Raw genomic sequence first — 11,706 nt, 5'->3', positions numbered from 1 at the left:
CCTCACTTCGCGGATGACTGGAGTACCACTGACGCGCGAAGTTCGACGCGGACTGGATCATGGAGTTTACCCGCCAGCAACGAGCATGGGCGAACATTTCACCAAAACGAAATCGCAAAGATGCGATCTGCTTCAGGCCGTATCTGTATCGTGCGCGAAACTTGATCGAGCGGTTCTTCAACAAGATCAAGCAATGTCGGCGTGTCGCGACCCGGTACGACAAACTCGCAGCCAACTATCTGGCGTTCACCAAGCTCGCATCAATCCGGATTTGGCTACGCGCCAATGAGTCCACGCCCTAAGTGAAGGCTTGTGAAGGTCAGCTCGGCCGGGCTTCGTTGGCCGGCCCGGCCAAACCTCAGCCGCCCGATGATGGGGATCACCTCCCGGCGGCACGCAACACTAGCCAAAGAGAGTGTCGAACGGAAGACGGTTGTGACCGCGATCATCGCTCTTGACGCAGCCATTAATGCCGCACCACCAGCACCGAACATTTTGCATAGCGCACGACATGACCGGCATTGGAGCCGAGAAAGTAGCTTTGCATCGAGGGCCGGTGCGACGTCATGACGATCAGGTCTGCGCCGATGTCGGCGGCTTCCTCCAGCACTTCGTGATAGATGCCGCCTTGCCGGACGGTGACCGAGATGCGCCTGCTTTCGATTCCGGATTCGCGCGCCACGATAGCCAGCGCTTCCTCCGACGACTGGCGCTGCTGGAGTTCGAAATCGGGCGGAACATACTCCGCCAGCATCACCGGCGTGATCGGCATCACGTTGACCAGCCGAACGACACCGCCGGACGATTTCGACAAGGATGCCGCGGTTTCGATGGCCGGCCTTGCAAGATCGGTGTCGGCAAGGTCGATGGGCACGAGGATGGACTGAAACATCGGTCTCTCCGCTCGGAAGCCATTGATCCGCTGACGATGAATTCGTTGGCAGCAAGATGCAAGCCGCTTTGCGGCAAACGACGGCGCTGGTCGGCGCCGTTTATTTTTCCGGTTTGGGCATGACTTTCTCGGGATCGTGCCCTTTAGTCGCTGTCGGACCATTCCCTGAGGAGTTTCGGGCTGGCGAAACGTTCGAGCCGCCCGCGGCGGAAGCTCACGTCACCCCAATCGTCGGTCGCGAAATCGATCACGGCGACGCCCGACGTCGGCAGATTGGCGGCGAGTGAACGCCGGCCGGCCGCATCGCCGCCGGAAATCAGGCCGAGCGCCAGTTCGTGCAGGCCGGGATTGTGCGCGAGGATCAGCAGGCACTTCAGATCGGCTGCCGTCCCGTGAATCATTTTCAGAAGCTCCGACGGATCGGCGCCGTACAACGCAGGCAAATGCTTTGCCCGCACCGACGGCATGGCGGCATGAAGCAGTTGCCAGGTTTCCTGAGTTCTTGTCGCCGTCGACACGAGCGCGAGATCGGGGAGATAATCATAAAGCGCCAGCCATCCGCTGATCTCGGCGCCATCCTGCCTGCCGCGTTCGTCGAGGCGGCGGTCCTGATCCTTTCCCGACGGGGCGTCCCGTTCGGTTTTGGCGTGACGCAGCAGGATCAGACGGCGCATGTCGCGATCTCGTTCGGTGGGATTAGGGCACGAGCCGAAATAGTGTACAAGTTCACGCGGGCAATGTTACAGCCACGAGCACTGTTACACCCCAAAAATATGGTCATTAAAAGAGACGGTTTGCGGAACAGCGCATGAACGAGTCTTCGGCAAATTCTTCGGCGGATATGCCTGTCCGTCCGCGGCTGACGTTCGATCTCGATGTGGACGTTTGCGTGATCGGGGGAGGGCTCGCCGGCCTGACCGCCGCGCGTGAAGCAGCCAGGATGGGCGCAACCGTCGCGCTTCTTGAAGGCCGCAATGTCGGCTGGAATGCATCCGGCCACAATCTCGGCGCCGTCATGCCCGGTTACGGTGTCGCCGTTTCGGATTTGATTGATCGCGTCGGCTTCGACAATGCGCGTGACCTTTGGTCGCTGGCGCAGGAAGGCGCCGACTATGTCCGAAGCGCTGTGACCGGCGGCGCCATGCCCGGCATGACTTTGACCGAAGGCGCGCTCGAAGTTTCCAAGGTCGATGCCGGCGAAGAACTCATCAGCCGCTTGCAGACGCTCGGAGAAGATTTCGGCGCCGATATCGAGGGCTGGCAGATCGATCGCGTGCGCGAAGCGTTGAAGACGGATCGCTATTTCCATGCGATCCACTTCCCCAAGGCGTTTCAGATCGACGGGAAGACATACATCCACGGCCTCGCCGCGCTTGCGGAAAGCGCCGGTGTGCGAATCTTCGAGGACACGCCGGTGGTCAGCATCGATCCCGGCGGTATCCGCAAGCGCGTGGTGACGCCGTCCGCGAAATTGCGCTGCTCTCATATCGTGATGGCGGGCAATGCGCATCTCGGCGCGCCCGGGCCGCGCCTCACGGCAACGCTGCTGCCGACATGGCGATACGCGGCGTTGACGGAGCCGCTCGGCGAGCGGCTGGCAAGCGCGATCACCTTCAAGGGTTCGGTGAGCGATACCCATGACATCGATCATTTCCGTGTGGTCGATGGTGACCGGCTGCTGTGGTCAAGCCCGGAGACGACATGGCAGGGCGATCCGCGGCGCTACGCGGTACGCATCCAGAAACGGATCGCGGCGATCTTCCCACAACTCGGAGCGGTCAAGATCGCCGACGCCTGGAGCGGTATGTTCGGGCAGACGGTGCACGGGATGCCGCAGATCGGCGAACTGCAACCCGGACTCTGGGTGCTGAGCGGCTTTGGCCGTCAGGGATTGAACACCACGGCCATGGGCGGTCAGATTGTGGCGCGAGGCATCGTCCACGGCGACGACCGCTGGCGGCTGTTCTCGCCGTTCGAACTGGTGTGGGCCGGCGGTTCGGCCGGACGTGTCGCAGGGCAGGTGGTCGGAGCGTGGTCGCGTGGGCATTCGGCGGCGGCGGGCGCGCTGTCGCGCTACCGCGAACGTGCGCGCGGCCGCGAACAGGCGCGCGAGAGCGCGCGTGAAACACGGATGACAGCGGCGAGGGCACAAGCGAGGACCGCCGGACGGCAGGGCTCCTCCGCGACGCCACGAAACGAGGATCGCGGTGGTCCGGCGGGCACTCACTAAATAACATCGGCGAATAACTGTCGGGCGGCGGGGTTATTGGAACATGCACGGCCGGCATGGCCGTGGCGGTCAGCCTCGCGGGAAAGTGAGCCGGCCGCCGGGATGTTCCTGTAACTTTTCGCGAAATGGATCGTAGATCGTGATGGACAGCCCATTTTCTGATTTGCAGGGAGCATTGACCATGATCGACCGCCGACTTTTGCTTGGATCCGCCATGAGTCTTGCCGCGTTCTCGGCATTCCGCTGGCTTGGGCTCGGCGGTGCTGCCAATGCGGCCGAAAAGGCCGGAGCGGGGAAATTCGAGATCGAAAAGACGCCGGAGGAATGGAAGAAGCAGCTCTCGCCGGCTCAGTATAATGTGCTGCGCGAGGCCGGCACCGAACGGCCGTACTCCAGTCCACTGAACAATGAGAAGCGCAAGGGAACCTTCGCCTGCGGCGGCTGCGACCTGCCGCTGTTCTCGTCCGACACGAAATTCGAGAGCGGCACCGGCTGGCCGAGTTTCTATCAGGCGTTGCCCAACGCCATCCTCGAGAAATCCGATCGCACCATGATGATGGTGCGGACCGAGACGCTGTGCAGGCGCTGCGGTGGCCATCTGGGCCATGTTTTCGACGACGGCCCGAAACCCACAGGGCTGCGCTACTGCATGAACGGCCTCGCGCTGTCGTTCAAACCGGCGGACGGCTCCACAACCTGAGTTGAGCGGCAATTCTTGCCCGCTAGGCAATTGTGCCCCGGTCAATCGGCCGGGGCATTTTATTTAAGCGATTGATTTTGCTTCATTAATTTTGTTGGCACGTTGCTTGCGACCTCTTTCTTCGAATGCGGCCATGACTATGGGCACCGGATAGGCCGCCCGGATCGAAGTTGGAGATAATGTAATGGGTCTCTTTGGCGCACTCACCACATCCGTCGCGGGTCTTCGTGCTCAGTCCTATGCGCTGGAAAATATCTCCGGCAACATCGCGAACTCGCAGACGACGGCGTTCAAACGCATCGATACGAGCTTCCTCGATTTGATTCCCGAGACCGGCACCAACAACCAGCTCGCCGGCAGCGTCGCGACCGCATCGCGCGAAACCAACACGGTGCAGGGCGACGTTCAGAAGGCCGCCGTTTCGACCTACATGGCGATCAGCGGCGACGGCTTCTTCGTGGTGCAGAAGCCCGGCAGCTTCACCGACAACAGCCCGGTCTTCAACGGCGTCAATAACTACACGCGCCGCGGCGACTTCACGCTCGACAAGAATGGTTATCTCGTCAACGGCGCCGGTTACTATCTCGAAGGCATTCCGATCGACCCCACGACGGGCAACGTCACCGGCAGCAACCCTCAGGTTCTGAAATTCGGCAGTGACTTCCTTCCGGCTCAGCCGACCACCACCGTGACCTATCGCGCCAACCTGGCGTCGTATCCGCTGACCACGAAGAGCGACAAGTCCGTTCCGGGTTCGGAGTTGCTCAACGTCGGCGACTTTACGGTCAATCCGAGCACAGTCGGCACGCCGCCGCTGCCTTATCTCGACAACGTCGGAAGCGGCGCGTCGATGAACAGCGCTCTGACCACGCCAACCAAGATCAATGGTGCGACCACTCTGGCCGGTGGCGTCAACGTCAACGCGCTATCAGCCGGCTTTGCCGCTGGCGACACGATCACGGTGAACGGAACGCCGATCATATTCACCGATGCATCCAGCGTTCCGCCGAACCAGGATGACGCGACCCATATTCCGATCGGCAGCACGATCGACCATCTCCTCGACAAAATCGACGCCTTGAACGGCAACTCGGCGCTGTCCTCGACTGTCAACAACGGCTCGGTTCAGTTGCATACGGGTCTGGCGAACAATCTTGTTCTCACCTCAAGCAATGCAACGGCGTTTGCCGCGCTCGGTTTCTCCGGGACGGTCACCGTGAACCGGCTGGGCGGCGGCACAGCGGGTGTCGGGACCGTGATCGGCTCCGACGCTGCGACATTCGTTTCGGAATCGATCGCGGGTGGTGCGACAACCGGCTACGACATCTCCGGCTCGCCGGTGAGCATTCAGTTCCGTTGGGCGAAGATGGATTCATCGACGCTCGGCCCTGGCCATACCGACAAGTGGAATCTGTTTTATCAGACGGATCCGAATGCGACCGGCGCCGCGACGGCATGGCTGAACGTCGGCACCGATTTCACCTTCAGCGCAAGCGGTCAGCTCACGCCGCCGGTGGCCTCCGTTACGCTCACCACCCCGACTATCAGCGGCATCACGCTGAACAACGTTACCGTGAACTTCGGCGTCAGCGGCCTGACCTCGTTCGCGGATGCCAACGGCAACGCCCAGGTCAACGACATTCACCAGGACGGTTTCCCGGCGGGCTCGTTGCAGACGGTTTCGATCGGCGACAACGGCCGCGTGGTCGGCAATTACTCCAACGGCCGCAACATCGATCTCGCGCAGATCACGCTGGCAACCTTCAACGGCGCAAACTTCCTGAAGCGCCTCGACGGCGGCGCGTTTGAGGAGACCGACCAGTCCGGTGGAGCGATTTATGGAAAGGGCGGCACGATCACGGGTTCGGCGCTCGAGGGATCGAACAGCGATATCGCGGACGAGTTCACGAAGCTGATCGTCACGCAGCAGGCCTACTCGGCAAACACCAAGGTCATCACGACGGCGAACCAGATGGCGCAGGATTTGCTGAACGTGCTTCGGTAAGTGTGCTGCGATAATCGCGAACGCGTGGTCGCGTGATGCGATCTGAGATGGACAGTATGTCATGGGTCTGAGCCAAGCTCTTTCAACCGCGATGTCCGGCTTGCGGGCAAACCAAGCGGCGTTGTCGCTGGTTTCGTCAAACGTGGCGAATGCGGAAACGCCGGGTTACGTCCGCAAGACGACCAATCAGGTGCAGACCGCGGTCGGAAACGGCGCCGGTGTCGAAACCATCGGCGTCAATCGCGTTCTCGACGATTACATTCAGAGCCAGCTGCGGACGGAAACGTCCGGCGCGTCTTATACGCGGACGCGCGCGAACTTCCTGAGCAATTTGCAGGGCGTCTACGGCGATCCGGCTTCGTCCGCGACGATCGAGTCCGCTTTCAATTCGCTCACGACCGCGCTTCAGGCGCTTTCAACAAGCCCGGATTCGCAATCGGCGCGAACAGGTGTGCTGAATGCCGCGCAGGCGCTCGCGCAGCAGCTGAACACCACCTCGCAAGGTATTCAGGCTCTGCGCAACAGCGCTGAAACGGGATTGACCAACTCCGTATCGACGGCCAACGCCGCGCTGACCCAGATCGCGAAGATCAACCGGCAATTGCAGGGCTATTCCAATCAGGATGCAGCGACAGCTGCATTGATGGATCAGCGCGATCAATTCATCACGCAGTTGTCGGGATTGATGGATGTGCGCGTCGTCAAAGGCGACGGCAATCAGGTTTCCGTTTACACGACCTCGGGTGTGCAACTCGTCGGCGGTTCCGATGCCGCGCAACTGTCTTTCAATACGCAAGGCCTGGTCACCCCGCAGGCGCAGTGGAATGCCGATCCGTCGAAGAGCGCGCTCGGCACGATCTCCATTTCCTATCCGAATGGCGGAAGCATCGATCTGGTTGCAAGCGGAGCAATCCGTTCCGGATCGATCGCGGCTTATCTCGAACTGCGCGACAAGACCTTGGTGCAGGCGCAGGATCAGGTCGATCAGCTTGCGGCCGCGATGGCGAGCGCGCTGTCCGACAAGACAACAGGCGGCACGGCATACCCGCCCGCCACGCCCGTTCCGCCGCCCGGTACGCCGGCCGGATTCGATCTCGATCTTTCGGGTATGCAGGCCGGCAACGTCGTCCATCTGACGTATACCGACAGCATCACCGGCGTTCAGCATAACGTTTCGATCATCCGCGTCGATGATCCGAGTGCTTTGCCGCTGAAAGATACGGCAACGATCGATCCGAACGACAAAGTGATCGGGGTCAATTTCTCCGGCGGCATGTCGTCGGTCGTATCGCAACTCAATGCCGCGCTGGGCGGAGCCAATATCCAGTTCTCGAATCCCGCCGGCTCAACGCTGCGCGTTGTGGATGACGGCGCAGGTGGTCTCTCTGACGTCAACGCCGCATCGGTGACGACGACGGCGACGTCGCTGACCGGCGGCGGACCGCAGATCGCATTATTCACGGACGGCGGAACCGCTTACACGGGAGCGATTACTGCGAACGGTTCCCAGCAAACCGGACTGGCGGGACGGATCACCGTCAATACGGGGCTGCTGGCGGATTCGTCGCGCCTGATCGTCTACAGCACGAGTCCAGCGACACCGGCCGGTGACACAACGCGTTCGGATTTCATCCTGACGCAGCTGACATCCAGCACCTACAGCTATTCGGCATCAACCGGCGTCGGCTCGAGCGCTACGCCATATAAGGGGACGCTGCTCGGCTTCACCCAGCAGTTCACCAACTTGCAGGCCAACGCCGCAAGTTCGGCACAGCAGTTGTCCGCTGGTCAGGACGTGGTGCTCAACACGCTGCAGAATAAAATGGACTCGACGTCAGGCGTCGACATCGACGAGGAGATGGCGAACCTGCTGGCGCTGCAAAACGCCTACTCGGCCAATGCTCGCGTAATGTCCACGGTGAATTCGATGTTCCAGTCATTGTTGCAGGTATTGTGAGGGTCTGATGGCAATCGATGGCGTTAGCGGCAGGACTTCGTATCTCGGCTCGTCGATTCTCGGCATCAAGAGCCAGCTCGACGCGCTGACGGAGCAGCTTGCGTCGGGAAAGAAATCGACGACCTATGCCGGCCTTGGAGTCGACTCGGGCACGGCGACGGGACTGCGCGCGCAGATTTCATCGATCGCCGGCTACAAGGACACCGGGACTGTCCTCAACACGCGTATCAATGTCGCGAATTTGTCGTTGCAGGGAATCAGCGATGCCGGCAGCCAGGTCAAGGCCGCAGCCGCAGGCGCGACGCTGACGCTCGACAGCAACGGAAAGACCGCCGGACAGAAAACCGCGATGGCGTCATTCACGCAGGTCATCGCGCTCCTGAATACGGAGGTCGGCGGACGCTACATGTTTTCCGGCCGCGCCACCGACTCGCCGGCGACACAACCGGCTGATGTCATTCTGAACGGCAGCGGCACCCAGGCTGGATTGAATCAACTGATCGACGAACGTGGTCAGGCGGACGGCACCACCGGTCTCGGCCGCACGGTGATCACGTCGCCGACACCGACATCGGTGACGATCGGCGAAGACGTGGCCGGATCTCCGTTCGGCTTGAAGCTAAGCGCGATTACGTCCACAGCCGCCGGCGCAACCGTGACGGGACCGGCGCCTCCGGCAGCGCCTCCGGGCGCGCCTTCGGAAATGTCCGTGGATCTGGGCCTCACAAATCCGAGCGATGGCGACAAGTTCAGGTTCACGTTCAGCCTTCCGGACGGCACGTCCGAGACGATCGAGCTGACCGCCTCGACCACAACGCCGACACCGGCGGGAAGCTTTCCCATCGGCGTGGATTCGACGGCGACGGCGGCCAGTCTCAATGCGGCGCTCAATATTGCGGTAGGCACCCTCGCGAATACGGCTCTGGTCGCCGCCTCGGCTATCACGGCGTCCGACAATTTCTTCAGTTCGTCGCCGCCGCTGCGTGTCGATGGTCCTCCGTTCAACACCGCCACTCAGCTTGTGAACGGCACGCCGGCCAATACGGTTTCCTGGTACATCGGCGAGAGCGGGACCGATCCCGCGCGCGGAACGGCGGTCGCCGGCATCGATCAATCGATCAGCGTGCAGTATGGCGCGCGCGCCAATGAAAGTGCGTTCGTTACGCAGCTGAAGAACATCGCGGTCTATGCCGCGGTATCGACCAATGCGAGCAACCCGAACGCGAACGGGCAATTGACGGCGCTGAACTCGCGGATGGTCGATAACCTCGCCGTGCATCCAGGCACGCAATCGATTCAGGACATCCAGGCCGATTTCGCCGGGGCGCAGTCTGCGATCAAGATTGCAAAAGATCGCCAGACCCAGACCGGATCGATCGCCCAGTCGATGCTGGATTCGATTCAGGGTATTTCGGACGATGAAGTCGCGACGAAGATTCTCGCGCTGCAGACCAGCCTTCAGGCCTCGTATCAGACGACGGCCTCGCTCTACCAGATGAGCCTGCTGAAATTCCTGTAGGCCGCCTTACGCTCCCAGCCCGAAACGAAAAGGGCTTCCTTTCTGGAAGCCCGTTCGTCCATTCGTCTGCGTGTGGCGTTAAGCGGCGCTGGAAAGACTGGCTTCGCCCGCTCCGGCGGCCTGGTTCCTCGCGAGTTCGAGGAGCTGGTGCTCGTAAGCGATCAGCTTCTTGGATTCCTTCAGCGCTCTATAATAGTCGCCGTTTAAGATGTGGTTATTGATCTCCTGAATCGGGTCTGCGGCGCTCGGCATCGCGCTCAGCACATCCCGCATCAGGTCGAAGTACACTGCGTGGTGCTCCTGCGGATCGTGCGAAATGTACATCAGCTGGACCGCCAGATAGATCAGCTTCGAGGGCGTATCGGCCGTGTCGGGCGTCAGGATGTCTTTCTCGCGCAGCACCGGAAGACGGTCGCCTTCGATGAGCAGCTTCGCCCGCTGGTCGGTATTCGTGATCACGCACGATCCGACGATGATCTTCTCGTGCGGCTTGAGTTCGACTTTCAAAGCCATGACATGTCTCCCGTGCGGGCCGGTTTCACTCTGACCGGCAGTTGCCGTGATCCTTTCCCATCATGGTTAACGCGGGGTAAACAGGAAAGCCGATGCGCGATGGCGGTGTTTGCGGAATAAGCCCGTTAAATCAGCACAATCGTCAATTTCCGTGCAGCACGCGCCACGCGCCGATCCCGACAGTTGCGCGGATTCGCTTCACACCTTTTTAGATTGTTGAATTCAAGGTGCCTCGGCTCGCTGGTCGAAGCTACCAGCGGCACGCTTGTACACGTTGCGTTTGCGTTCACACCAGAAAGGTTGCGTATCATGTCTTCCATCGTCCTCTCATCCTCGGTTCGCCAGAACCTGCTCTCGCTGCAGTCGACCGCCGACCTCCTCTCCACCACCCAGACCCGCCTTGCCACCGGCAAGAAGGTTAACTCGGCTCTCGACAATCCGACCAACTTCTTCACTGCCGCCGGCCTCGATGCCCGCGCCAGCGACATCAACAATCTTCTCGACGGCATCGGCAACGGCGTGCAGGTCATCCAGGCCGCCAACACCGGCATCACCTCGCTGCAGAAGCTGGTCGATACCGCGAAGTCGATCGCCAATCAGGCGCTGCAGACCCCTGTCGGTTACACCAAGTCGAACGTCACTTCGCTCGCGACGACCGGCGCAACCGCTGCCAACCTGCTCGGATCGCCTGATACAGCTGCGACGCGCACCGGTACTGCAACTGGTACCCTCGCGTCTGCTGCGGCTCTCACCGGCGCGACGGGCGGCAGCTTCGTTGCTGGCGACACCATCATCGTCAACGGCACCACGATCAAGGTCACGGCTGCCGGCGTGGGTACTGCTGCCAGCACCACCGATCCGGATGGCACCATCAACCTGAACACGACTGCGACGGTTGCTGCGACCACGACGGACCTGACCAATGCGATCAAGGCGGCTCTCGGCGGCGGTAGCGCTGCTGCGTCGATCGCCACCAACCAGCTGACGATTACGGCTGGCAACACCTCGGGCAGCATCACACTTGGCGGCAGTGCGCTGGCCAAGGTCGGTCTGACGGCCGGCTCGACGGCGCCGACCTCGACAGTGACCGGCAAGACGCTGACCATTGCTTCGACGGGTGGCGGCACCGCGACCAACATCACCTTCGGTACGGGTGCTGGTCAGGTTTCGACCCTGAACGAACTCAATGCAGCTCTGTTGTCCAACAACCTGCAGGCGTCGATCGACACCACTGGCAAGATCTCCATCACCACCTCCAACGATGCCGCTTCTGCGAACATCGGAACGATCGGTGGCACGGCGGCTGCATTTGCCGGTGCGACAGCGTCTCAGGCCGTTATTGATCCGAACTCGCAGGCCACTCGCGCCAGCCTGGTCAATCAGTACAACAACGTCATCGACCAGATCCGCACCACTGCTCAGGACGCGTCGTTCAACGGCGTTAACCTGCTCAACGGTGACCAGCTCAAGCTGGTGTTCAACGAAACCGGCAAGTCGACGCTCAACATCACTGGCGTCAACTTCAACCCGGCTGGCCTCGGTCTGGCCACGCTGACCGCCGGCACGGACTTCGTCGACAACGCTGCGACCAACAAGGTTCTGTCGTCGCTCAACGACGCCAGCACCACGCTGCGCTCGCAGGCTTCGGCTCTCGGTTCGAACCTGTCGGTCGTGCAGATCCGTCAGGACTTCTCGAAGAGCCTGATCAACGTGCTGCAGACCGGCTCGTCCAACCTGACGCTCGCCGACACCAACGAGGAAGCGGCGAACAGCCAGGCGCTGGCGACCCGTCAGTCGATCGCGGTCTCCGCGCTCGCGCTGGCCAACCAGTCGCAGCAGAGCGTGCTTCAGCTCCTGCGCTGATCTCGCAAACGCCACAGACGATCAGAA

General features: G+C 61.3%; 9 protein-coding genes and 1 pseudogene. 7 read left to right on the top strand and 3 right to left on the bottom strand.

The features are described 5' to 3' along the window. Window positions 1-41 precede the first annotated feature (41 nt). Window positions 42-302: pseudogene (locus AC07UB_RS14800) on the top strand (IS5/IS1182 family transposase); the annotation flags it as partial. Between the two features lie 164 nt (window positions 303-466). On the opposite strand, the gene AC07UB_RS14795 reads toward AC07UB_RS14800, so the two are convergent. Then, window positions 467-892, bottom strand: coding sequence for a universal stress protein (locus AC07UB_RS14795; RefSeq protein WP_492790229.1), 426 nt, complete (start codon window positions 890-892; stop codon window positions 467-469). Between the two features lie 143 nt (window positions 893-1,035). Next, window positions 1,036-1,566 (bottom strand): SixA phosphatase family protein, encoded by a 531-nt coding sequence (locus tag AC07UB_RS14790; RefSeq protein WP_494655098.1) that lies wholly within the window; start codon window positions 1,564-1,566, stop codon window positions 1,036-1,038. Between the two features lie 134 nt (window positions 1,567-1,700). On the opposite strand from AC07UB_RS14790, the gene AC07UB_RS14785 reads away from it, so the two are divergent. From AC07UB_RS14785 to AC07UB_RS14765, 5 genes are all read left to right on the top strand, one after another. Further along, a complete protein-coding gene (locus AC07UB_RS14785; protein WP_494655100.1) occupies window positions 1,701-3,122 on the top strand; it encodes an NAD(P)/FAD-dependent oxidoreductase in 1,422 nt (473 codons plus the stop codon). 181 nt (window positions 3,123-3,303) lie between these two features. Further along, window positions 3,304-3,822: a peptide-methionine (R)-S-oxide reductase MsrB gene (gene msrB, locus AC07UB_RS14780; RefSeq protein WP_492790226.1), complete on the top strand. Its 519-nt coding sequence runs from the start codon at window positions 3,304-3,306 to the stop codon at window positions 3,820-3,822. 184 nt (window positions 3,823-4,006) lie between these two features. Next, window positions 4,007-5,827, top strand: a complete 1,821-nt coding sequence (locus AC07UB_RS14775; RefSeq protein WP_492790225.1) for a flagellar hook protein FlgE — start codon at window positions 4,007-4,009, stop codon at window positions 5,825-5,827. A 61-nt stretch (window positions 5,828-5,888) separates the two neighbouring features. Beyond that, window positions 5,889-7,784 carry a flagellar hook-associated protein FlgK gene (gene flgK, locus AC07UB_RS14770; RefSeq protein ID WP_492790224.1) on the top strand — a complete coding sequence of 632 codons (1,896 nt, stop codon included), beginning with the start codon at window positions 5,889-5,891 and terminating at the stop codon, window positions 7,782-7,784. A 7-nt stretch (window positions 7,785-7,791) separates the two neighbouring features. Further along, window positions 7,792-9,303 carry a flagellar biosynthesis protein FlgL gene (locus AC07UB_RS14765; protein WP_492790223.1) on the top strand — a complete coding sequence of 504 codons (1,512 nt, stop codon included), beginning with the start codon at window positions 7,792-7,794 and terminating at the stop codon, window positions 9,301-9,303. 78 nt (window positions 9,304-9,381) lie between these two features. Here AC07UB_RS14765 and flbT read toward each other — a convergent pair whose 3' ends face one another. Further along, window positions 9,382-9,816, bottom strand: coding sequence for a flagellar biosynthesis repressor FlbT (gene flbT, locus AC07UB_RS14760; protein ID WP_492790222.1), 435 nt, complete (start codon window positions 9,814-9,816; stop codon window positions 9,382-9,384). Window positions 9,817-10,125: 309 nt separating this feature from the next. Between flbT and AC07UB_RS14755 the strand changes: the two genes are divergently transcribed. After that, entirely contained in the window at window positions 10,126-11,679 is a 1,554-nt protein-coding gene (locus AC07UB_RS14755) for a flagellin N-terminal helical domain-containing protein (RefSeq protein ID WP_492790221.1), read from the top strand. Window positions 11,680-11,706: the final 27 nt, after the last annotated feature.

The sequence above is a fragment of the Afipia sp. GW821-FHT04G03 genome, assembly GCF_059419985.1.
The sequence above is the reverse complement of the archived record's forward strand: the minus strand, read 5'-3'. Positions and strand labels throughout refer to the sequence as shown.